15 protein-coding genes are annotated in these 22,583 nt (G+C 72.8%); 6 read left to right on the forward strand and 9 right to left on the reverse strand.

All coding sequences use genetic code 11. The features are described from left to right. Positions 1–120 precede the first annotated feature (120 nt). Genes WJM95_RS04150 through WJM95_RS04170 form a run of 5 tightly spaced genes read right to left on the reverse strand, consistent with a single transcriptional unit; the run spans position 121 to position 8,154 of the window. Positions 121–726, reverse strand: a complete 606-nt coding sequence (locus WJM95_RS04150; protein ID WP_339128095.1) for an ATP/GTP-binding protein — start codon at positions 724–726, stop codon at positions 121–123. Beyond that, positions 707–4,348: a hydantoinase B/oxoprolinase family protein gene (locus WJM95_RS04155; protein WP_339128096.1), complete on the reverse strand. Its 3,642-nt coding sequence runs from the start codon at positions 4,346–4,348 to the stop codon at positions 707–709. Before WJM95_RS04155 ends, WJM95_RS04150 begins: the two co-directional genes overlap by 20 nt. A gap of 24 nt (positions 4,349–4,372) precedes the next feature. Continuing rightward, positions 4,373–4,768, reverse strand: a complete 396-nt coding sequence (locus WJM95_RS04160; RefSeq protein ID WP_339128097.1) for a DUF742 domain-containing protein — start codon at positions 4,766–4,768, stop codon at positions 4,373–4,375. A gap of 9 nt (positions 4,769–4,777) precedes the next feature. Then, positions 4,778–5,218, reverse strand: coding sequence for a roadblock/LC7 domain-containing protein (locus WJM95_RS04165; protein WP_339128098.1), 441 nt, complete (start codon positions 5,216–5,218; stop codon positions 4,778–4,780). Then, the gene (locus tag WJM95_RS04170) at positions 5,215–8,154 is read right to left on the reverse strand and encodes a nitrate- and nitrite sensing domain-containing protein (RefSeq protein WP_339128099.1); all 2,940 of its coding nucleotides are present in this window, start codon (positions 8,152–8,154) and stop codon (positions 5,215–5,217) included. The genes WJM95_RS04165 and WJM95_RS04170 overlap by 4 nt, the downstream gene beginning before the upstream one ends. 406 nt (positions 8,155–8,560) lie before the next feature. Here WJM95_RS04170 and WJM95_RS04175 point away from each other — a divergent pair, with 406 nt between their 5' ends. Then, positions 8,561–9,214 (forward strand): hypothetical protein, encoded by a 654-nt coding sequence (locus tag WJM95_RS04175; protein ID WP_339128100.1) that lies wholly within the window; start codon positions 8,561–8,563, stop codon positions 9,212–9,214. A gap of 352 nt (positions 9,215–9,566) precedes the next feature. Here WJM95_RS04175 and WJM95_RS04180 read toward each other — a convergent pair whose 3' ends face one another. The 4 genes from WJM95_RS04180 to WJM95_RS04195 form a co-directional block, all read right to left on the reverse strand. Continuing rightward, positions 9,567–14,201 (reverse strand): hypothetical protein, encoded by a 4,635-nt coding sequence (locus WJM95_RS04180; protein WP_339128101.1) that lies wholly within the window; start codon positions 14,199–14,201, stop codon positions 9,567–9,569. Between the two features lie 67 nt (positions 14,202–14,268). Further along, positions 14,269–15,147 (reverse strand): hypothetical protein, encoded by an 879-nt coding sequence (locus tag WJM95_RS04185; RefSeq protein ID WP_339128102.1) that lies wholly within the window; start codon positions 15,145–15,147, stop codon positions 14,269–14,271. An 85-nt stretch (positions 15,148–15,232) separates the two neighbouring features. Next, positions 15,233–16,750 carry a hypothetical protein gene (locus WJM95_RS04190; protein ID WP_339128103.1) on the reverse strand — a complete coding sequence of 506 codons (1,518 nt, stop codon included), beginning with the start codon at positions 16,748–16,750 and terminating at the stop codon, positions 15,233–15,235. Between the two features lie 455 nt (positions 16,751–17,205). Further along, a complete protein-coding gene (locus tag WJM95_RS04195; RefSeq protein ID WP_339128104.1) occupies positions 17,206–17,898 on the reverse strand; it encodes a GntR family transcriptional regulator in 693 nt (230 codons plus the stop codon). Positions 17,899–18,123: 225 nt separating this feature from the next. On the opposite strand from WJM95_RS04195, the gene WJM95_RS04200 reads away from it, so the two are divergent. Genes WJM95_RS04200 through WJM95_RS04220 form a run of 5 tightly spaced genes read left to right on the forward strand, consistent with a single transcriptional unit; the run spans position 18,124 to position 22,562 of the window. Next, positions 18,124–19,443 (forward strand): MFS transporter, encoded by a 1,320-nt coding sequence (locus WJM95_RS04200; protein ID WP_339128105.1) that lies wholly within the window; start codon positions 18,124–18,126, stop codon positions 19,441–19,443. A 56-nt stretch (positions 19,444–19,499) separates the two neighbouring features. Beyond that, entirely contained in the window at positions 19,500–20,294 is a 795-nt protein-coding gene (locus tag WJM95_RS04205; RefSeq protein WP_339135343.1) for a putative hydro-lyase, read from the forward strand. Between the two features lie 29 nt (positions 20,295–20,323). Beyond that, the gene (locus tag WJM95_RS04210) at positions 20,324–21,082 is read left to right on the forward strand and encodes a 5-oxoprolinase subunit PxpA (protein ID WP_339128106.1); all 759 of its coding nucleotides are present in this window, start codon (positions 20,324–20,326) and stop codon (positions 21,080–21,082) included. Continuing rightward, positions 21,079–21,696: an allophanate hydrolase subunit 1 gene (locus WJM95_RS04215; RefSeq protein ID WP_339128107.1), complete on the forward strand. Its 618-nt coding sequence runs from the start codon at positions 21,079–21,081 to the stop codon at positions 21,694–21,696. The genes WJM95_RS04210 and WJM95_RS04215 overlap by 4 nt, the downstream gene beginning before the upstream one ends. Continuing rightward, a complete protein-coding gene (locus WJM95_RS04220) occupies positions 21,693–22,562 on the forward strand; it encodes a biotin-dependent carboxyltransferase family protein (protein WP_339128108.1) in 870 nt (289 codons plus the stop codon). Before WJM95_RS04215 ends, WJM95_RS04220 begins: the two co-directional genes overlap by 4 nt. Positions 22,563–22,583 lie beyond the last annotated feature (21 nt).

Consider the following 22,583-nt stretch of genomic DNA (forward strand, 5'->3'; position numbering starts at 1 on the left):
TCCACGCGTGCGTGCGGCTCGGGTGACGCACGCGCGCGTGCATGAACCGCGGCCCGTACCCCGGTCGGCGGGGGTACGGGCCGCACCCGCGCGTCGTGACGGCCGCGCCGTTCGTGGGCGTCAGGTCCCGACGGCCTCACGCGCGGCGGCCGCATGGGCCATCGCGTGCTGGACGACACGGATGAGGACCTCCTTGACCGACTCCCGGTCCCGCGCGTCGCACAGGACGACGGGCACACCCGGGTCGAGGTCGAGTGCCTGCCGGACGGCGTCCGTGGGGTAACGGGCGGCTTCCTCGAAGCAGTTGACTCCGACCACGAAGGGTATGGAGCGCCGTTCGAAGTAGTCGACCGCGGCGAAACAGTCCTCCAGGCGGCGGGTGTCGGCCAGCACGACGGCACCCAGGGCACCTGTGGCGAGCTCGTCCCAGAGGAACCAGAAACGATCCTGCCCGGGGGTCCCGAACAAATAGAGCACCAGGTCCTCGCGCAGCGTGATCCGGCCGAAGTCCATGGCGACGGTCGTGGTGTGCTTGCCCTCCACACCGCTGATGTCGTCGATGGGCCGGCCCGCTTCCGTGAGGACCTCCTCGGTGCGCAACGGCCTGATCTCGCTGACCGCGCCGACGAGGGTCGTCTTGCCCACGCCGAAGCCGCCCGCGACCAGGATCTTGAGCGTGACGGGCTCGACCGGAGGCTTGCCGCGCTCAGAACGCCCGAAGATCATCGATCTCTTCTCCTGCTTGATGGGGGTCGTGCGGCGGTGGGCCGTAGCCCCCGCCGCCGGGGGTTTCGATGACGAGTACGTCGCCGGGTCCGACGTCCGCCGCATCGCTTCCGCCGAGTTCCGTGACGGTGCCGTCGGCGCGCTCGACCCGGTTGGCACCGAGAGCGCCCGGCTCACCGCCGGCCATACCGTACGGCGGCACCCTGCGGTGCTGTGAGAGCGTCGAGACGGTCATCGGCTCCAGGAACCGGATGCGCCGAACGGCGCCGTCGCCGCCCCGCCAGTGTCCGGGGCCGCCGCTGCCGTGTCGAATCGCGAACTCGTCGAGCCTGACGGGCAGTCGCCACTCCAGGATCTCGGGATCGGTGAGCCGCGAGTTGGTCATGTGGGTCTGTACGGCGGCAGCGCCGGGGAAGCCGTCACCGGCGCCCGAGCCGGAGGCCACGGTCTCGTAGTACTGGTGGCGTTCGTTGCCGAAGGTGACGTTGTTCATGGTGCCGGAGCCCTCGGCCTGGACGCCCAGCGCCGCGTAGAGGGCGCCGGTGATCGCCTGGGACGTCTCCACGTTGCCGGCGACGACGGCCGCGGGCGACTCGGGGGCGAGCATCGATCCCGGCGGCACCACGATACGCAGGGGGCGCAGACAGCCTTCGTTGAGCGGGATGTCGTCGTCCACCAAGGTGCGGAAGACGTACAGGACCGCGGCGTTGACCACGGCGAAGGGCGCGTTGAAGTTGGTGGCCAGTTGCGCGGACGTGCCCGTGAAGTCGACGGTGGCGGAGCGTGCCGCGCGGTCCACGGAGACACGGACCCGGATGACGGCGCCGGAGTCCGTCTCGTAGGCGAACGCGCCGCCTTCGAGGGTGTCCACGACGCGGCGCACCGCTTCCTCCGCGTTGTCCTGGACGTGCTTCATGTAGGCCTGGACGACGTCGAGCCCGAAGTCCTCGATCATCCGGCCGACTTCGTCGACGCCCTTGCGGTTGGCGGCGATCTGGGCACGGAGGTCGGCGAGGTTCGTCCGCGGGTTGCGGGTGGGGTGGGGCGGCGCCGTGAGCAGGGCGAGCGTCTCCGCCTCCCGGAAGTGTCCGTTCTCGGCGAGCAGCCAGTTGTCGAAGAGGACGCCCTCCTCGTCGATGGTGCGGCTGTTCGCCGGCATGGAGCCCGGGGCGATGCCGCCGATCTCGGCGTGGTGGCCGCGCGAGGCGACGTAGAACAGGATCCGCTCACCCTCCGTGTCGAAGACCGGGGTGATCACGGTGACATCGGGAAGGTGGGTGCCGCCGTGGTAAGGGTCGTTGACGGCGTAGGTGTCACCGGGCCGCATGGTGCCGCCGCGCCGTCGGACGACCTCCTGCACGCTCGTGCCCATCGAGCCCAGGTGGACGGGGATGTGCGGGGCGTTGGCCACCAGGTTTCCGTCGGGGTCGAACAGGGCGCAGGAGAAGTCCAGGCGCTCCTTGATGTTGACGGACTGGGCGGTCGACTCCAGGCGGGCGCCCATCTGTTCGGCGATGGACATGAAGAGGTTGTTGAAGACCTCGAGCAGAACGGGATCCGCTTGCGTACCGAGATCGGAACTCTCCGTGACCGCCGCGCGTTCCATGACCAGATGCCCGTCGTCGGTCGTCGCGGCCCGCCAGCCGTCGTCGACGACGGTTGTCGAGCCTGCCTCGGCGATGATCGCGGGTCCGTCCACGGTCTCGCCGGGCGGGAGTTCCTCGCGTCGGTGCAGGGGCACTTCCCGCCAGCTGCCGCCCGTGTGAAGGCGGGCGGTCGGCACGGTGTGCGGGCGGTCGGCACGGGCGGGGCGGTCGGGGGCGAGGGCGGTGAGATCGGGGGGTTCGGTGAGACCGGTGGCTTCCACGGAGAGGGCTTCGACGACGACCGGACGGTCGAGGGTGAAGGAGTAGGTGGCGCGATGACGTTCTTCGAAGGCGTGGGACATGGCGTCGGGTTCGGCGAGCTCGACGCTCAAGGCCGTGTCCGTGCCGTCATAGCGGAGCTGGGCTCTGCGGGTGATCCGGATGCGGTGCTCGGGGACGCCCTCGGCGAGGAGTTCCTCGCGGGTGGCGTTCTCCAGGTCGTCGGCGGTCTTGAGGATGCCCGGCATCGCGGCCGGTTCGAGGCGTGCCTCGACGGACTGTTCGCGCATGGCCGTCGTGTCGGCGAGTCCGATGCCGAGTGCGGACAGGACTCCTGCCATGGGCGGGACCAGAACGGTGCGGATGCCGAGGGAGTCGGCGACCATGCAGGCGTGCTGGCCGCCGGCGCCACCGAACGTGGTGAGCGCGTAGCGGGTGACGTCGTGGCCCTTCTGCACGGAGATCCGCTTGACGGCGTTGGCGATGTTGGCCACGGCGATCCGCAGATAGCCCTCGGCGACCTGCTCCGGGGTGCGGGTGTCGCCGGTGCTCCCGTGGATCTCGCGCGCGAGATCGGTGAACCGGTCCCGGACGACGGCGCTGTCCAGGGGCTGGTCACCGCCGGGACCGAACACCTTCGGGAAGTGGTCGGGCTGGATGCGGCCGAGGGCGACATTGGCGTCGGTGACCGTCAGCGGACCGCCGTTGCGGTAGCAGGCGGGCCCCGGGGCGGCGCCGGCCGAGTCGGGGCCGACGCGGTAGCGGGAGCCGTCGAAGTGGAGCACCGATCCACCGCCCGCTGCGACGGTGTGGATGTCCAGCATGGGGGCGCGCAGCCGGACCCCGGCGATTTGGGTGGTGAAGGTCCGTTCGTACTCTCCGGCGAAGTGGGAGACGTCCGTGGACGTGCCGCCCATGTCGAAGCCGATGACGCGGTCGTGGCCCGCGAGCTGCGACATGCGGGCCATGCCGACGATTCCGCCCGCGGGTCCCGACAGGACGGCGTCCTTGCCGCGGAACTGGCCGGCCTCGGCGAGTCCTCCGTTGGACTGCATGAACATCAGCCGTACGCCCCGGAGTTCGGCGCCGACCTGCTGGACGTAGCGGCGCAGCACCGGCGACAGGTAGGCGTCGACGACGGCGGTGTCACCGCGCGGGACCAGCTTCATCAGCGGGCTGACCTCGCTGGAGAGGGAGACCTGCGGGAAGCCGACACGTGTCGCCAGCTCGCCCACGGCCTGTTCGTGGGCGGGGTGGAGATGGCTGTGCAGGCAGACCACGGCGACCGCGCGGATCCCGTCGTCGTACGCCTCCTGGAGGGATACGGCGAGGGCGTCCAGATCGGGGGCGCGCAGGACGGTGCCGTCGGCGGCGATCCGTTCGTCGACCTCGATCACCCGCTCGTGGAGCGGTTCGGGAAGTTCGATCGCGCGGGCGAAGATGCTGGGGCGGTTCTGGTAGGCGATGCGCAGGGCGTCGCGGAAGCCCCGGGTGATGACGAGGAGCGTGCGCTCGCCCTTGCGTTCCAGGAGGGCGTTGGTCGCGACGGTGGTGCCCATGCGGACGGCGTCGACCCGGGCGCCCGCGGCGTCCCCTTCGGCGTCGAGGAGTTCACGGACGCCCGCGACGGCCGCGTCGGCGTAGCGGGCCGGGTTGTCGGACAGCAGCTTGTGGGTGAGCAGCCGGCCGTCGGGACGCCGCGCGACGATGTCCGTGAAGGTCCCGCCCCGGTCGACCCAGAACTGCCAGCCTGTCACGTCTGTTCCCCGTTTCCGCCCAGCTCAGAGCGCCCTGAGGCCGCTGATCACGTCGCGCAGAATACTCTCGTCCGGCAGTTCGGCAGGGGGTACGGGACGTGTCACATGGACCATTTCGTCATCCACCAGGTCCCCGATCAGGACCCGCACCACACCGATGGGCAGATCGAGTCCGGCCGCGAGTTCGGCGACCGACTGGGGGACGCCACGGCAGAGTTCGACGATGTCCACGTGTTCCGGGGACAGCGAGTGGTCCGCCTCGGGGTCCTCGGCGTGCTGTTCCGTGACCACCAGCGCGATGAGGTCGAGGCGGTGCTGGCCCGCGCTGGTGGTGCGCCCGCGGGTCATGGCGTACGGGCGGACCACTGGTCCCGCCTCGTCGTCGAACCAGTGGCCTCTTCCCTGACCGTCTCCGCTCATGCCATCCCACTACCCGCCCGAGGGCAGGTCGGTACGCGGACTGGCGGCCAGATGCGCGCCGACTCGCTTGACGAGAAGGGTCATCTCGTACGCGACCTGGCCCACATCGGACTCGGCGTCCGAGAGGACGGCGAGGCAACTGCCGTCACCGGCGGCCGTGACGAACAGGAAGGCCTCGTCGAGTTCCACGACGGTCTGGCGGACGCTGCCTGCCTCGAAGTGCCGGCCGACGCCCTTGGCGAGGCTGTGGAAGCCGGAGGCGACGGCGGCCAGGTGTTCGCTGTCCTCCCGGGTGAGGTCCTTGGAGGCCCCGGTGGGAAGGCCGTCGCCGGAGAGCACGATCGCCTTGTTGATACTGGCGACGCGGTCCACCAGTTCGTCGAGCAGCCAGTTCAGCTCGCCGGACCCGTTGCTGGTCGCGGCGGGCCCTGCGGCCTTCGGTGCGGTCATCGACCGTCCCCCTTTGTCGTTCCTCGTGCTGAGCTGTCCTGGGCCTGGTCGCCCTCGGCGTTCTCTTCGCGGCCGCGCTGCCAGCCACGCTGGAGCGAGGCCATGCGGCTGCGTACTTCGTCGGCGTCCCGTTCGGCCGGGTCGGAGCCCGCGCCGCCGCGGCCGTTGCCGCGTTCGGCGAGCCGCGCGGGTCCGTCCTTCAGCTGCGGGGCCAGATTGGCCTGCCGGACACGCCGGGGCAGCGGGGCCGTACCGGACGCCGTCTCCCCCGCCGCGGTGTCGCGGCGCGTGGTCGTGTCGTCGGGACCCGCGGTGGCCGCCGTGGTGCGGGTGCGCCGTGACAGAGCCGGGGTGTCACCGTGGCCGGTGCCCTCGTGGCGACCGGGGGTCCGGGACGTTTCGGGTGCCTCGTGGAGAGCGGGTGTGCCGAAGGCCGCGCGCGGACCGGTGGGACCGGAGCGTTCACCGCCGTGCCGGGCCGAGGCGGCGGATCGCTCGCCGCGCCGCTGGGGCAGTGGCTTGGTGCCTTCGCCGGGTGTACGGCGTTCGCGGTGGTCCGCGCTCTCGCCCGGCTCCGGGTCCCGCACCGGTTCCAGGTCCTGGGCCGTGCCCTCGTCCACCTGGTCGCGCCACGACCTGACCCCGGTGACGGGACGGCCGTGGGAGCTGACGAGCTTGGGCGCCCGGCGTCGCGGCAGCGGGACGGGCGCGGTGCCGGGGAGGTCGTCGTCCGCCGGGCGGGCGGGGTCGTCGCTGTCACCGTCCTGCCGGCGCGGCCCGGCGGGAACTCCGGCGATGGAGCGCCTGGGGCGGAAGAGCCCTCCGCGTTCGCTGTCGTCGTCGCCGAGGGCGCCGGGGAATCCGGTGAGCGTGTCCAGGTCGACGGGCGAGTCCAGCTCGACGGGGCCGTCGAGGACCGAGGCGGGCAGACCGGGAAGCCGCGCCGACGACTCGGTGAGGGGCGCGCCACGCCGTTCCTCGGTCTCGCGCTGCTTGGCGGGCAGGGTGCGGTCGAGGCGGAATCCGATGCCGTTGGTGTCCGGGACGTCGTCGGTGAGCAGTGCGTCCGGCATGAACACGACCGCGGTGGTTCCACCGTACGGGGAGGGCTGGAGCGAGACGCGGACGTTCTGGCGCTGGGCGAGCCGGCTGACGACGAACAGGCCGAGCCGGTCGGTGTCGGAGAGCTCGAACTCGGGGGTCTCGGCGAGCCGCAGGTTGGCGTCGAGCAGCGCCTCCGCCGTCATGCCGAGGCCGCGGTCGTGGATCTCCAGGGTGAAGCCGTTGGCGACGCGTTCACCGACGACGTGTACGGCCGTATGCGGCGGCGAGAACACCGTCGCGTTCTCCAGCAGTTCGGCCACGAGGTGGGTGACGTCGGCGACGGCGGGGCCCGTGATGGCCACGCGCGGTAGCCGGCGTACCTCCACGCGCTCGTAGTCCTCGACCTCGGCGACGGAGGCGCGGACGATGTCCATGAGCTGGACGGGTTTGCGCCACTGCCGGGACGGCGCCGCGCCGGACAGGATGACGAGGCCCTCGGCGTGGCGGCGCATGCGGGTGGTCAGGTGGTCGAGGCGGAACAGGTCCGCCAGTTCGTCGGTGTCCTCGGTCCTGCGTTCCATGGTGTCGAGGAGGGTGAGCTGCTTGTGCAGCAGGACCTGGCTGCGGCGGGCGAGATTGACGAAGACCTCGGACACGCCTTCGCGCAGTTCGGACTGCTTGACGGCGGCCTCGACGGCGGCGCGCTGAAGGGTGTTGAGGGCCTGGCCGACCTCACCCATCTCGTTCCTGTCGTATTCGAGGCGCGGTACTTCGGTCTCGACGTCGACCTGTTCGCCCGCGGAGAGCCGGCGCATGACGCTGGGCAGCCGTACACCGGACGCCTCGTGGGCCTCCATGCGCAGCCGGCGCAGGTCGCGGATGAGGCTGCGGCCGATGCGCACGGACATGAACAGCGAGATCAGCAGGGCGATCAGGCCGATCACGCCCGCGCCGACGGCCTGGAGGACGACGCCCATCGCCACAGGCCGGACGCGGTCGCGGTAGTGGTCGCCCGCCCGGTCCTCGAGTTCGCCGAGCTCGGCGAGTACGTGTCCGGCCGCGCTGTCCCAGCTCTTCGCCGTGACCCCGCTCGGCATGCCGGTCGTCGAGGCCGCGACGGCCCGCTCGGCCGCGCGCAGCGGCCCGGTGCCGGCGTTGCCCCAGTAGCGCTCGAAGCGCGTGCGGTCCGGGGAGGGAAGGAGCGGCAGGCTGATGTCGTAGAGCAGTGTGCGCTGGGCCACGAGGTCGGAGACGTCGCGGAGTTCGTCCCGGGTGACGCGGCCGTCGACCAGCGCGGAGCCGAGAAGCGCGTCCTCACGGGAGAGGAGTTCGCGGGCGCGGGACACGTTGACGAGGGCGCGGCCCTCCTTGTCCAGCTCCACGTCGTCGACCACGTGCAGGTTGGCCAGCAGGACGTAGCACGGATCGATGAGACGGTCGTAGAGGCCGAGGGCCTGGGCACGGTCGAAGGTGCCGTCCCCGACGCCGCTGCGCAGCGAGGAGATCCCGTCGACGGCGTCGAGGAGCGAGGTCAGGCGCTCCGAGGTGCCCGCGCCGAGTTCCTTGCGGACGCCCTTGTCCCTGGAGTTCCTGAGGACCTTGGCCAGGACGCGGTCCGTGGCGGCGCGGCTGCGCTTGAGCGCGGCGAGCCCGTCGGACGCACGCGGATCGGCCAAGTAGACCAGTGTCTGGCGGCGTTCCTGCTGAAGGACCCTGACGGTGTCCTCGGTCGGGTAGCCGATCTTCTTCACGACTTCGGAGACACTGAAGAGCTGACTGGCCTCACGTCCCGTGAGCACGGTGGCGAAAGCCCAGATCCCGGTCAACGACACCAGGGGAACGAGGAGCAGCGCCACAATCTTCCGGCGGATGGACTTCCCGCGAAAGCGCATGGCCTCCCCCAGCTCGACCCCCTCAGGCCGGGGGCACACATGTGCGTCAACAAACGGCGTGAGCCTACTACTGACTCGGAGGTAACTCGAAGACCCGTCCGGAGCGTGGTCCGGGCCCGACGGGGAACGAGACATGGGGAGTTGTCCGTTCATTGGGGGAGATTGCGCCCCTCGATACGGCACTTGGGGCCTGATCCCATCGGATCGGGGAACTTTGTCAGTTGGCTGAAATTCTTCGTTCGGCGGGAATCTTCGGGACAGTTCGTTCGTCTGTCTGTACGGGAATTGAGGGCGGAATCGGCCACAGGCGCCGCATGCCGCGCTCAGTCGGCGTAAAAGAGCGCAAGCCGGGCAGCCACTGGGGGGCGGGGGTCGCAGGACACCCGTGCGAGAGGACTGCTGGGCGGTGGGGAGTGACAAGTTGATGGGCACGGCGGAGCGGAGCGGATCACCCGCTGCTGAAGTCGCGACACGGAAGGCGGCACAACTGGCCACCCGGGCGCCGGACGACGGCATGCGGGCGGCGAAGGGCGGTCGTCCGGACGCGCGGTCGGCGACGGACAGGCCCGGCACGGCGGACCTCCAGGACACCACCCCGGAAAGGGGCGGCCGAGCCGAGGAGAAGGGCGCTGCCACGAACGGATACGAGGAGCACGAAGAACGGGCGTACTACCGTCCGTTGTGGATCGAGGAGCCCGCGCGCAGGCGCCGGCTGCCCGACCCGGTGCGCACGTCCGCCGTGCGCGCGGTGCTGATCATCTCGGTCACGCTGATTCAGGCGGTGGTGGCCTTCCTGTGCACGGTGACGGAGTCCTGGCTGGCCTTCCCGATGGTCCTCAGCACCATAGGCAGCACGGTCGTCGCCACCTGGGCCGCGCTGGACGTCTGGGTGACGCGCCAGGTGTGGAATCAGCGCAACGGCGTGGTGTCGGTGCCGAGCAGCACGGCGCGGGCGCTGCGGCGCGAGCGCCGCAGGGCGAGGCGTCAGGCGCGGATCGCCGCGCGGGCCCAGGAGCGGATAGGCAGGCGGGGCGGGGCCGGGCAGTTGTCGCACTCGTAGCGGAGCGGCAGCCCTGTGCGCCTCGGCCATTCCGGCGCGGGGTCGTTTCAGGGCTGCCGGCCGCATCGACGACTGGTGGCGGGCTCCCTCGGGCAACCGGACCATGTCCGGCTCGCGTTGCGGGAGCGAACGGAATCCGGCCCCGATCGTGGCGGGCCGGCCGCTGCCGGCTCGATCCGCCGAAGCCGGATGTAACGGCTTCGGCGGACAGAGCGCGGGGGTCGGACACTTTCTCCGCCGCGACTGCTTCGTGAGAGAGAAGGACACGGGGACGAGCACGTGGTGATGGGGCGGGGAACCGCGCGGCCGACGGTCGCCGGCACGCGATTCCCCCTCCCCCACGACGGTGTCGCTACGGGGTGACCGGCGCCGGGCGCTTGTACATCCGGGTCGCGGTGATCTCGGTGTGCACGGTCTCCCCCGCGGCGGCCTCACGCGGCAGGCCGGGCCGCAGATGTTCCTCCACGCTGATGTACTTCAGCCCGGCCCGAAGGTCGGCGTCGTTGCGCAATCGGATGACAAGGGGGAACTCGGCGAGCGCGGTCGTGTCGAACAGGCCGGTGGTGTAGAGGAGTTGGACGCCGAGCGCGTCCGAGACGGCCCGCTGGAGCTCCAGCAGATAGGTCGCGTTGGCGCGCCCGATCGGGTTGTCGAGGAACAGGGTGCCGGCGTGGCGGTGCTTGTCACGGCCGCGGTCGTTGCTGCGCAGCGCCGCCATCGTGCAGTACAGGGCGATGGCCGCGGTGAGCAGCTGGCCGCCGGAGAAGACGTCGCCCATCTGTCCGACGGGGACTCTTTCGGCGCGCAGCACGGCGTCCGGCTTGAGGATCTCGACGGCGACACCCTTGGGCTGAAGTGCGGCGCCGACTCCGCGCAGCAGCAGCGACATGCCGTCACGCCGCATGTCGGAGTTCTTCTTGACCGCTGCGCGGGTGGCCTCGTCCACGACCTCGCCGAGCCGCTCGGTGAGGGTGGCCTGGTCGGGCTCCTCGAAGCGGATGCGCAGGAATTCCTGTCCGGACCACTCCCCCAGTCCTTCCGGCAGCCTGGACAGCCGCTGGGCGGAGCGGAGGGTGGCGAGGGACGACTCGACGAGCCCGCGCAGCCGGTCCACGATCGAGTCCCGGTTGCGCTCCAGCTGGGCCAGTTCGTCCGTCAGTACACGCAGCCGGGGTGCGAACGCGTCCGCCCACTTCTGCGCGTGCTCGGGCAGGGAGGAGGCGGGGAGTTCGCGGATCTGCTGCCGGGCGGGGGTGCGCACCTGCTCGTAGCGCGTGGAGTTGGCGTGGCGTACGAGGATGTCGCTCGCCTCGCGGACGGCGGCCTCGGCCGTGGTCAGGTCGGTGGCGCAGCCGCGCAGCGAACGGCGGCTCTCGGCGGCGGAGTTGCGTGCCTCTTCGAGGGTGCCGGGGTAGGGCTCGGGTTCGTCCTGCTCCTCGTCGGCGTGGTCGCGGAGCAGGTCCCTGAGCAGGGCGGACACCTCGTCGAAGCCGCCGGCCGCGTCCTCTGCGGACCGATGGGCGTCGAGGAACTCCGCGTGTGCCTCGCGGGCCTGGTTCAACGCCTCGGTGCGGGAGGTGAGTTCGGTGGTGGCGGTGCGCAGCAGGGTCTGGGCCTGCTCGGCGTCGCCCGGAACGAGTTCTTCCGCCAGCTCGGTGTGCGTCTCGCCTTCCTCGGGGGCGTGCCGTTCGGCCTCGCCTCGCAGTCGGCCGAGCTGTTCGCTCGCGGTCGACATCCGGGTCTCCAGGAGCTGGACGAGTTCCTCGGCGCGAGCCGCGGCGGCCTGCCGGGAGGGGCCGTCCGAGCCGTCCGGTGACTCAAGGAGCTGTCCGGCGCGGGTGCGGACCTTGTTGCTGAGGCGGTCCAGGTCGGCGAGCGCCGCGGTCTCGTCGCTCTCGGCCCGGGACTGCTCGGCTCGCAGGTCGGCGCCGACGCCGACCTTCTCGTAGAGCTGTGAGGCGGCTCGGTACGCCTCGCGCAGGGCGGGCAGCGAGGCCTTGGCCGGGGCCGTCCCGTCGTGGGTCACCTCGTCGGGGGCGCCGGCGATCTCCGCGCGTTCGGCGCGCAGCGCGCGGGCCGTGCGGCGGGCGTCGTCGGCGGCGCGCTGGGTGGCCCGGCGGTCCTCGTCGGCGGCGCGGGCTCGCTCCAGGCACACCTGGGCGTGGGCCTCCGACTCGGTCGCCTCGTCGGCGAGTTCACGGAGCTTGACCTGCCATCCGGCGCGTTCGCGCAGCCGGAAGGCGAGGCCGGCGAGCGCGTCGGCCGCACGGCGTGCCTTCTGCGCGGCCTCCTGTCGCTCGTCGCGTACGTGGGCGGCTTCGGCCGCCGTCTCGTCGGCCTCGGCGCGGACGGTGCGGGCCTCGGCGAGCTCGGCCTCGGACTCCTCCGCGAAGGCACGCGCGTCATGGGCGGCCGTGGCCAGCTCGGCGAGCCGCCCGGCGGGGCAGCCGGTGCGCCAGGACGCGAGGCGCGCGGCCAGTTCGCGGTCCTTGCCGAGGCGGGCGGCGAGGGTGCGGATCTCCTCGTCCCGGCGGCCGGTCCTGGCCCGCAGCGTCTGACGCTCCTCGTCGGCGGCGTGCTCGTCGTGCATGGCCGGGTTCGGCGGGACGAGGAAGACCCCGCCGTCGTCCGTGTCGGCGGCCGGGGTGGGGGCGAGCAGGGCGGCGGCCGTTCCGACGGCGACCGTCGAGCGGGGCAGCAGGGCGGCGTCGCCGAGGACCTCGCGGGCCCGGGCGTGGGTGTCCGGGTCGGTGATGATCACACCGTCGACGAGTTCGGGCCGGGCGGCGAGCACGCGCGCGTGGTCGACGGGGTCGACGGCCTGGGCGAGGTAGCGCCATCCGGGGAGCGCGGGAATGCCGTGCTCGCCGAGGTACTCGACGGCGGCGAGGACGTCCGGGCCGGGGGGCAGCAGTCCGCCGTCGCCGAGCGCCCCGAGGATGCGGGCGTCGTCGGCCGCGGCGGTGCGCAGGTCGAAGAGCTGCCGTTCGGCGGACGCGACGGTGTCGTCGAGGAGTCCGCGGAGTTCGTCGGCGTACCGGTCGAGTTCCTCGGGAGTCAGGGGCGCGCCGTTCGACGGGGCGGCGGGGCTGTCCGACTCCTCGTCGCGTCGGGGCTGCGGAACGATGCGGGGGGTGTCGGCGCCGGGCAGGCTCAGCAGCTCCGCGAGCCGTTCCTCCTGCGCCAGGGCCTCGGCCGTGCGCCGCTCCGCTTCGTGGGAGCGTTCGGCCGCCGTCGCCGCGTCGGCCGCGCGGGCGGCCGTCAGCTCGGCGCGGGACTCGGCCGACGCCGCCTCTCGTGCCTGCTCGGCGGCGCGGTGCGAGGCCTCGCGCGCGGTGTCCCAGGCGGCGACGGCGCTCTTCTCCGCGTCGCTCGCGGCGAGGGCGGCCCGGGCCGGGTCGGCGTCGGGGGCGCTGTCGTCGAGCCAGCCGGCCCGGACCGCCTCGGCGGTCTCCTGCTCGACCTCGGACAGCCGCTGGCGCAGATGCCCGATCTCGCTGCGGGCGCGCTGGGCGGCGGTGGCGGCGGCCGTGGAGTCGGCGTGGGCCGTCTCGCCGGCTTCCTGGAGGCCCGCGGAGCGCTCCTCCTCCTCGTTGGCGAGCGCCTCGGCGCCCTCGGCGGCCCGGTGCAGGGCGCGGACGAGGTCGACGGCCGCGGTGGCGCGGGCCGCGAGCGCGGGAGCGGCGTCCCGTTCGGCCTCGCGGATCGCGTCGGCCACGCGGGTGGAGCGGTCGGCGGCGGCACGGTGGCGCAGGACGGCCTCGGCCGCCTGCCAGGCCGCGTGCAGAGTGCGCGCGTCGGCGAGCTCACGCTTCTGCGCGGCGGCCGACTTCTCCGCCCCGGCGAGGGCCAGCGAGGCGTGGCGGTAGGCGAGTTCGGCGGCGATCAGCGCGCTGCGCTCGCGGGCGCCCTCGGCGTGGGTGACGGCGTACGCGGCGGCGGTCACGCGCTGGGCCAGCTCACCGGCGCGCACGCGCTCCCGCACGGCCCGCGCGGACAGCCGGCGGGCGAGTGTCCTCGTACGCCGCTCGGCGCCCGTGTGGATGTCGCGCGCGCGGGCCCGCGCCCCGGCGGCCTCGACGATCCGGCCGAGCAGGTCCACGGAACCGGCGGTGAAGTCGCGCTCGGCGATGAGTTCGGCGCGGCGGCCCAGCTTGTTGCCGAAGCCGCCGACCAGGTCGGCGAGCCCGTCGGTGTCGCGGGTGTCGGTGACCGCGCGCAGCAGCAGGTCGGTGAAGTCGGAGTCCTTCTTGACCGCGAAGAGGCCGGCGGCCTCGCCCTCGTCGGCGTTCATCTCCCGCTGGTAGCGGAAGAGTTCGGGGTCGAGGCCCAGGTCGCCGAGGTGTTCGTTCCAGCGGTCGTGGATCTCCTCCCAGTGCACCTCCAGGTGCGGGTATGCCTTGCCGGCCTCGGTGATCGCGTCGCGGAAACCCTTCATGGTGCGCCGCCGCCCCTGGGCTCCGGAGACACCCTCGACGGGCGGCCGTACCGAAGTGGCCTCGGCGACGGGGAGGTTGTCCAGGCTGAGGCCTGGGCCCGGCCGGAACGAGTACCAGGCCTCGGCGAACTTCCGCGGGTCGTTGGAGACCTGGCGCCCGCGCCACTCGCTCGCCTTGCCGACCACCACGCACTCACCGGTCAGCGTGTGCTGCCACTCCAGCGCCACGTGACCGCAGTCGTCGGCGAGCAGGAACTTGCGCAGCACACCGGAGCTGGCGCCGCCCAGGGTGTTGCGGTGGCCGGGGAGCATGACCGAGAAGATCAGCTTGAGCAGCACCGACTTGCCGCCGCCGTTCTCCAGGAAGAGCACGCCGGCGGGCGCGGGCCTGCGCGGCGGGCCGACCGGCTCCTCCTCGAAGAACTCCGCCTGGGTGGGCGCGGGGTCGGGCACGGGCTCGCCGACTCCGCGCAGGTCCAGCACGGTGTCGGCGTACCGCGCACCGGCGGGCCCGATGGAGTAGAGGCGGACCCGGGACAGCTCGTACATGGCGGCGGACTCTCGTAGTCGAAAGGGGGTGAGGTCGTGGAGGGGAGCCGGGGAGGGCGGGTCGGCGTCAGGAGTGGAACGGCAGTCCGGCGCCGGCCACGAGCTCCAGGTCGTCGTCGTCCTCGGCGGGCAGCAGCGTCGCCGTGCCGTCGGTCACCGGGACGATGCCCAGCTCCAGCAGTTCGGCCATGGCCGCGCTGCCCGCCATGTCGCGGACCTGGAGCTGATAGCGGGCCGTCGTGCGGTAGGTCCCGCCGGAGTCGTCGCCGGTGCGCTGGAGGAATCCGGACTCGGTGAGGAAGGCGACGGCCTTGGCGATGATGCCCGTCGTCGAGCCGGCCAGTCTTCGCGCGTCCTTGGTGGCCCCGGTGGAGCTGCGCCGTGCCCAGATCCGCCAGGCCGCCTCCAGTCCGGGGGCGTCGGTCGCCGGGTCGGTGTTCTCGCCGGTCTCCTCGGCCCGCTCCTCCAGGCGGCGGCAGGCCTGCCGTACGAAGGCGTCGACGCCGTTGACCGAGACGCGCCCGATGTACCCGTCGTCGGCGAGGTCCTCGGGGCGCGGGAAGGCCATCGCGGCGACGGCGAGGTGGGCGAGTCCGTGCAGGAATCGGTCGCCGGAGTCGGTCGAGGCGCGTCGCGCGTAGTCGCCCATGCGGACGGCGAAGACCGAGTCCTCGGCGGCGGTCACGGCCATCCCCGCGCGCGGGGACACCTCGAGGACGATGAGCCCGAGCCCTGCGGCCACCGCGTCGGCGAGCCGCGCGAAGGGCGGGTCCTCGCGGTAGCGGCGGAGCAGCTCGGTGTACTCCTGGTCGCGCGCGGGCTGGAGTTTGGGCTGCAACCCGAAGGCGACGAGCCGCGCCGCGTCGGCGGCGTCGGCAGGGGTGACGGGGGCGTTCGCCGGTGCGGCGGTGGCCTCCGGTTCACTCCACTCGACGTGCTCGGTCACGACTGGGGCTCCTTGTTCGAAAGTACGAGGGTACGCGCACGGGGACGGTCGGCTTCCCCGTGCGCGGGGCCGAGCGGTGGACGGTTCATGCCCGGTCCGCCTTCATCCCGGCCGCGTCGAGCAGTGCCATGCCCACGATCAGGTCGGCCCCGCCGAATTCTGGGTCGTCCAGCTCGGTGCCGTCGTCCACGGCGAACAGCAGGCGTTCCTCGCCCTGCCGGTAGGCGGTGCCGACGGGCGGGCTGGCGGCGTGCACCGCAAGGAGCGCCACCAGATACGGCAGCTCCGGATCTCGGCGGCGGGCCTCCGCGAGCAGCCCGGACAGCCGGCGCGGCGCGTCCGGCGGCAGGTTCAGCAGTTCCTTGGCCGAGGCCAGCTGCTCCTCGCTGAAACGGCTGTCGTCCGGTGTGGCGATCAGGTCGGGCTCGGGCATCTCCGCGCCGAGGTGCTCGCGCTCCAGCGGCGGCGTCAGCAGGATGTCGACGAGGTCGGCGACCCGCACGGCGACGGGGGTGCGCAGGCCCGTTCCGCGTTTGAAGAAGGCGTCGGTCACACGCAGCGCCCGCTCCACGGGCAGCGGCAGCACCGGGGCGACGAGATGGCCGTAGAGATCGATCCCCGAGGTGGTCATGGGGGTGCCGAAGGCCTGCCGGTCCTGTTCGGCGCGGAACAGCGGGCCGGCTTCGAGGAGGCGGGACTGGAGCTGGGTGTGCCGGCGGATGCAGTCCTTGACTATGTCGACGAGTTCGGCGGCGCGCCGCTTCTGCTCGGGGTCCTCGGACTCGTCCCGGGCCTTGCGGATGTTGGTGAGGATGGCGTTCTCGTGGCGGTACCGGTCGGCCACGTGGTCCAGGGCCTCGGCGATCATGTCGGGCACGGCCTGGAGCCAGTCGACGGCCCGGACGTTGCGCCGGGTGGCGTCGAGGGCCTTGCGGAGCGTTTCCGCGTACTGCACGGTGCGGTAGCGGGCCTGCTCGGCGGCGAGCTGCGCGTCGGCCAGCCGGCCGCGGCTGATCAGGACCTCCAGCTTGACCTCGGCGGCGATCTGCGCGCTGGTGACGTCGGTGTCGAGCGCGCCGACGAGGACGTTGACGGCCTCGTCGGTCGTACGGAGGTACACGCCTCCTCCGTAGCCCGGCACTTCCTCGATCAGCTTGAAGTCGTAGTCGCGGCGCACATAGGTGCCGTCGGGCGCGAACGTGCCGTACACCGCTCGGAAGCCCCGGTCGACGCTGCCGACGTTGATCAGGTTCTCCAGGACCCAGCGGGCCACGCGCTCGTGCTCGGCGACCGGCCGTCCGGGGGCCTGGGCGGCGATGCGCGGGATGAGCCTGGCCACTATCTGGTCGTGGTCGGCGCCCGTGTCGAAGTCCATGTTCAGTGTGACGAGATCGATGGCGGCGAGGGCGACCTCGGCCATGCCGTACACCGTGTACTCGCCCGCGAGGTTCGCCTTGCGCATGTCCAGGTCGTGCAGCGGCGCGGTGCAGGCGAGCGCGCGAAGCCGCCGCGCCAGGCCCTCGTCGGCGGCCGGGCCCGGCGCCGGGCGCGGTCCCGCGCTGAGCTGGGGCGGAACGGTGTCCGTCGATGCAGGCGAAGTCACGCTGAACAGACTAGGTCCTCGGTCCGACAACGGTCGAAACGGCGCAGAAGCGACCGGCGTCCCCGCCGGGCCGCCGACGGACCGGCACGGCCGCCGACGGACCGGCCTGATCGCCCACGGACCGGCCCGGCCGCCACGGCACGGCACAGGCTGGACGCCGGCACAGCCGCACCGCGCGCCCGACGCCATGACACCGCCCCGGGTGTCGGACACCACACCGGACCCGGGGAGCGCCCGCACCAGCGCGGGACCCACGGCACGACCACCGGCCCCGGACAGCCGACCCGGCGGGTTCGGACCCGGACAGCCGACCCGACGGCTTCGGACCCGGACAGCCGACCCGACGGCTTCGGACCCACACGGCCGACCCCGACGGCTTCGGACCCACACAGCCGCCCCGGCGGGTTCGGCTCCCCGCACAGGGCCGCCGACAGACGCGCCCCGCGCCCCGCCCCCTACCCCCCGTCCGCCACCCTCCGCGCGTACACCTCGAGCAGGCCCGCGAGCGAGTCGCGGAGGTAGGCCGCGAGGAGGCTCTCCGCGCGGTCCCGGTCGCCCGCCCGGAGGGTCTGGAGGATCTCGTGGTTGCGGGCGAGGTAGGGCTCGTGGAGCCGCTGCGGGTCGTCCACGACATGGAAGGCGAGCCGCAGCTCGGCGAAGACGCTGCGCATCACCTCGTCGGTGCGGGCGCTGCCGGCGAGCGCGACCAGTTCGCGGTGGAAGTGGATGTTGGCGGTCGACACTCCTTTCCAGTCACCTTCGCGCGCCGCCCGCTGCCCCTCGGAGACGGCCGCGGCGATCCCCTCGACGGCGTACGGCGGAGTGCCGAGCCCGCGGACCACGGCGCACTCGACGAGGGACCGGGTGCGGTAGATGTCCTCGACGTCCTCGACGGTGAGCACCCGTACGAAGACCCCCCGGTTGAGCTCGTGGACCAGCAGCCGCTCGTGCGTGAGCAGCCGGAACGCCTCCCGCAGGGTGTTGCGCGAGACCCCGAGCGCGCCGCCGATGCTGTCCTCCGACAGCCGTGTACCGGGCGGGAAGAAGCCCTCGGCGATCCGGCTCCTGAGGATGTCCGAGACCCGCTCGGCGGTGCTGGTGCGGCCCAACAGGGCGCGATCGTCGGCCAGTTCCGTCAGCTCTGCCATGCCCGGAATTCAACCGCAGACCGAAGAACGAAACAACACGGGTATTGAGGGATCGTTCAACGATCCTCTACCTTGTCGGTCAGGCGATCGGTCAGGCGCTTCCCGAACCACCCCACGTACACGGTTCTCCGCACCACACGGAACGCGAACTCCCCGGCGCCCGAAGGCTTCCGCACGGCTCGGCTCGGTCCTCACGCACTCTCCGTCCCTCACTGCGAGGTGCCCATGAGCACGACCCCTCCATCCCAGGCACTGACTCCCGGCACGTCGGCGGGCACGGGTGAACCCGACTCCCGGGAAGGCGCGTTCGGCTGGCTGCGCGCCCTCGGTCCGCGGGGCCGGCGCGCCTTCGGCGGCGCGTTCGGTGGCTACGGCCTCGACTCGTACGACTACTTCACCCTGCCGCTGAGCATGGTCGCGCTCGCGGCCTACTTCGGCCTCGACAGCGGTCAGACCGGCCTCTTCACCACCGTCACGCTGGTCGTGTCCGCGGTGGGCGGCGCCGTCGCGGGCGTGGTCGCGGACCGGATCGGACGCGTCAGGGCGCTGATGATCACCGTGATCACCTACGCCGTGTTCACCGTGGCCTGCGGCTTCGCGCCGAACTACGAGACGCTGCTGGTGTTCCGCGCCCTCCAGGGCCTCGGCTTCGGCGGCGAGTGGGCGGTCGGCGCGGTCCTGGTCGCCGAGTACGCGAGCCCCCGGCACCGCGGGCGGACGCTCGGCGCGGTCCAGAGCGCCTGGGCTGTCGGCTGGGGCCTGGCCGTGGTCGTCTACACCCTGGTCTTCCAGTACCTCGACGACGGCCTCGCCTGGCGCGTGATGTTCTGGACGGGGGCGCTGCCCGCGCTGCTCGTGGTCTGGGTCAGGCGCCAGGTGCACGACGCCCCCGAGGCGGCCGCGGTCCGCGAGAGGAGCGCGGACAAGGGGTCGTTCACCGCGCTCTTCAGGCGCGGCTCTCCCGAGGTCCCGGGCCTGCTGCGGACCACGTTCTTCGCGGTCCTGCTCTCCACCGGTGTCCAGGGCGGCTACTACACCCTGGCCACCTGGGTGCCCACCTATCTGAAGACCGAGCGCGGACTGTCCGTCGTCGGCACCGGGGGCTATCTGACGCTCCTGATCTCGGGAGCCTTCCTCGGCTACCTCACCGGCGGTCTCCTCACCGACAGGCTGGGCCGCAAGCGCAACATCCTGCTCTTCGCGGTCCTGTCCGCGGTCTGTGTCCTGGCCTACGCGAACATCCCGAGCGGCGCCGACACGCTCCTCCTGGTGCTCGGTTTCCCCCTCGGCTTCTGCATGTCGGCGATCTTCAGCGGCTTCGGCTCGTTCCTCGCCGAGCTCTACCCGGCGGCCGTACGGGGCACCGGGCAGGGGTTCGCGTACAACACCGGGCGTGCCGTCGGCGCGGCCTTCCCCACCACCGTCGGCTTCCTGGCCGACAGCTGGGGCGTGGGCGGGGCGCTGGTCTTCGGCGCCGTCGGCTACGCCCTCGCGGCGCTCGCCCTGACCGGACTTCCCGAGACGCGTGGCAAGGAGCTCCAGTGAACGACACCCTCCAGGTCCGGTCCTCCGCCCACCACGGCGAGGGCTCGGCGGGCCCGCTGAAGCCCGACGCCCACGCGCACGCGTGGACCCCCGCACGCGCCCGTCGGCGGTTCAGGTCCGGTCTTTCGGTGCCCACCGCCGGGATCGCCGCGGGCCACGCCCAGGCGAACCTCGTCTCGGTGCCCGCCGACTGGGCGTACGACATGCTGCTGTTCTGCCAGCGCAACCCCAAGCCGTGTCCCGTCCTCGACGTCACCGACGCCGGCTCCTGGACCACCGTGCTCGCCCAGGGCGCCGATCTGCGCACCGATCTGCCCGGCTACCGGGTCTGGGAGGACGGCGAGTTGGTGGCCGAGCCCACGGACGTCGTCGCGCACTGGCGCCCCGACCTGGTGTCGTTCCTGATCGGGTGCAGCTTCACCTTCGAGTGGGCACTGAGCTCCGCGGGTGTGCCGATGCGCCACATCGAGCAGGGCCGCAACGTCTCGATGTATGTGACGGCGCGCCAGTGCCGGCCGGCGGGGCGGCTGCGCGGCCCCATGGTCGTGTCGATGCGTCCGGTGCCGCCCGAGCACCTGAGCGCCGCGATCCGGGAGAGCAGTCTGCTGCCCGCCGTGCACGGCTCCCCGGTCCACTGCGGCGATCCCTCGGGGCTCGGCATCGAGGATCTCTCGCGCCCCGACTTCGGCGATCCGGTGGTCGCGGCCCCGGACGACATCCCGGTGTTCTGGGCCTGCGGGGTGACGCCGCAGGCGGCCGTGATGGCGTCCCGTCCGCCGTTCGCGATCACGCACGCCCCCGGCCGCATGTTCGTCACCGACACCCGCGACGAGCAGTACCGAGTGGCCTGAACGGGCCGGAGAAGGAGGAAGGGCAGCCCATGACCCGCATCGATCTCAACGCCGATCTCGGCGAGGGCTTCGGCCGCTGGCGGCTGACCGACGACGAACAGCTGCTGTCCGTCGTGACCAGCGCCAATGTGGCCTGTGGTTTCCACGCGGGAGACGCGGTCACCATGCGGCGGGTGTGCGAACGGGCGGCGGAGCGGGGCGTACGGATCGGCGCCCAGGTCTCCTACCGTGACCTGGCGGGGTTCGGGCGGCGGGCCATGGACGTGCCGTCCGACGAGCTGGCGGCCGAAGTGGCCTACCAGATCGGCGCCCTGGAGGTCTTCGCGCGCGCGGCCGGCTCGCGGGTGGCGTACGTGAAGCCGCACGGCGCCCTCTACAACCGTGTCGTGCACGACGAGGAGCAGGCGGCGGCGGTCGTCGACGGTGTCCTGCTCGCGGGCGCGGGTCTGCCCGTGCTCGGTCTGCCGTCCTCACGCTTCCTGAAGATCGCCGAAGCGGCCGGACTGCCCGTCGTCGCCGAGGCGTTCGCGGACCGCGCCTACACCGGGGAGGGCACGCTGGTGCCGCGCACCGAGGAGGGCGCGGTGATCACGGAGGCCGAGGCCGTCGCCGAACGGTCCCTCGGCCTGGCGCTCTCCGGGACGGTCACGTCCCGGAGCGGGGAGCGCGTTCCGGTCCGGGCGCGCTCCCTGTGCCTGCACGGGGACACCCCGGGTGCGGTCGAACTGGCCCGCCGGGTACGAGCCCGGCTGGAGTCCTCGGGCGTGCTGGTGGAGGCGTTCGCGTGAGGGTCCTGCCCGTCGGCGACCGGGCGCTGCTGGTCGAGGTCTCCTCGGGGGAGGCGGCCCAGGCACTGCACGCCGAGCTGCTGCGGCGCCGAGCGGAGGGTTCGCTGTCCGTGCGCGAGATCGTCCCGGCGGCCCGCACGGTCCTCCTGGACGGCGTGGAGGAGCCGGCCCGGCTCGCGGAACGGCTGCCCGGCTGGGACGTCCCCCCGCTGACCGCGCGCGCGGACGCCACCGTCGAGATCCCCGTACGGTACGACGGTCCCGACCTGGCGGATGTGGCGGCCTGCTGGGGGGTGGGGGTGCGCGAGGTGCCCGAGATCCACGCGGCGGCCGGGTTCCGGGTCGCCTTCTGCGGCTTCGCGCCCGGCTTCGGCTATCTCACGGGGCTGCCGGCGAGGTACGACGTGCCCCGCCGGGCGACCCCGCGGACGGCGGTCCCCGCGGGCTCCGTGGCGCTCGCGGGCCCGTACACCGGGGTGTACCCGCGCAGTTCGCCGGGCGGCTGGCAGCTGATCGGCACGACGGACGCGGTGCTGTGGGACCACGCGCGCGTACCGGCCGCGCTGCTGTCCCCCGGCACGCGGGTGCGCTTCGTACCGGAGAGGTGTTCATGAGCGACCGGGCCCTCGCGGTGGTGCGGGCGGGGGCCCTGACCACCGTCCAGGACCAGGGGCGTCCGGGGCACGCCCATCTCGGCGTGCCGCGCTCCGGAGCGCTCGACCCGCCCGCGGCGGCGCTGGCGAACCGGCTCGTCGCCAACCCCGACGGGGCCGCCGTGCTGGAGACGACGGTCGACGGCTGTGCGCTGCGCCCCCGTTCGGCGGTCACGGTGGCGGTGACCGGGGCGCCCTGTCCGGTACGGGTGAACGGCCGCCCGGCCGCCTGGGGGGCTCCCGTACGGGTGCCGGCCGGGGCGGTCGTGGACGTCGGTTCCGCGCGCGCGGGGCTGCGGAGCTATGTGGCCGTGTCCGGGGGCGTGGCGGTCGATCCGGTGCTCGGCAGCCGCTCGACCGACCTGCTCTCCGGGCTCGGTCCCCCGCCCCTGACGGACGGCACGGTGCTTCCGCTGGGGAGTCCCGGCACCCCGCACGCGCGCGTGGACGTCGTCCCGCACCGCGCCCCGCCCGGCGAGCTGGTCCTGCGTGTGACGCTCGGCCCGCGCGACGGCTGGTTCACCGGGCCGGCCGTGCGGACGCTCACGACGCGCGCCTACCGGGTCTCACCGGCGAGCAACCGCATCGGCCTGCGGACGGAAGGGCCCCCGCTGGAGAGGGCCGTCACGGGTGAACTCCCCAGCGAGGGGATGGTGCTGGGTGCCGTTCAGGTGCCGCCGGACGGCCGCCCGGTCGTCTTCCTCGCCGACCATCCGACCACCGGGGGCTACCCGGTGATCGCGGTCGTCCGTCCCGCCGACCTCCCCGCGGCCGCTCAGGCGGTCCCGGGAACACCGGTGCGCTTCCTGGCCGTACGCCGCAGGTGATGCCGTGGGTGACACCGCCGC

Source organism: Streptomyces sp. f51, from assembly GCF_037940415.1.
Taxonomy (GTDB): domain Bacteria; phylum Actinomycetota; class Actinomycetes; order Streptomycetales; family Streptomycetaceae; genus Streptomyces.

Excerpts from the sequence above, each read along its gene's own strand:
- WJM95_RS04160 (WP_339128097.1), bottom strand. The coding sequence starts at position 4,768 with ATGAGCGGAGACGGTCAGGGAAGAGGCCACTGGTTCGACGACGAGGCG.
- WJM95_RS04210 (WP_339128106.1), top strand. The coding sequence starts at position 20,324 with ATGACCCGCATCGATCTCAACGCCGATCTCGGCGAGGGCTTCGGCCGC.
- WJM95_RS04150 (WP_339128095.1), bottom strand. The coding sequence starts at position 726 with ATGATCTTCGGGCGTTCTGAGCGCGGCAAGCCTCCGGTCGAGCCCGTC.
- WJM95_RS04180 (WP_339128101.1), bottom strand. The coding sequence starts at position 14,201 with ATGTACGAGCTGTCCCGGGTCCGCCTCTACTCCATCGGGCCCGCCGGT.
- WJM95_RS04200 (WP_339128105.1), top strand. The coding sequence starts at position 18,124 with ATGAGCACGACCCCTCCATCCCAGGCACTGACTCCCGGCACGTCGGCG.
- WJM95_RS04220 (WP_339128108.1), top strand. The coding sequence starts at position 21,693 with ATGAGCGACCGGGCCCTCGCGGTGGTGCGGGCGGGGGCCCTGACCACC.
- WJM95_RS04195 (WP_339128104.1), bottom strand. The coding sequence starts at position 17,898 with ATGGCAGAGCTGACGGAACTGGCCGACGATCGCGCCCTGTTGGGCCGC.
- WJM95_RS04165 (WP_339128098.1), bottom strand. The coding sequence starts at position 5,218 with ATGACCGCACCGAAGGCCGCAGGGCCCGCCGCGACCAGCAACGGGTCC.
- WJM95_RS04170 (WP_339128099.1), bottom strand. The coding sequence starts at position 8,154 with ATGCGCTTTCGCGGGAAGTCCATCCGCCGGAAGATTGTGGCGCTGCTC.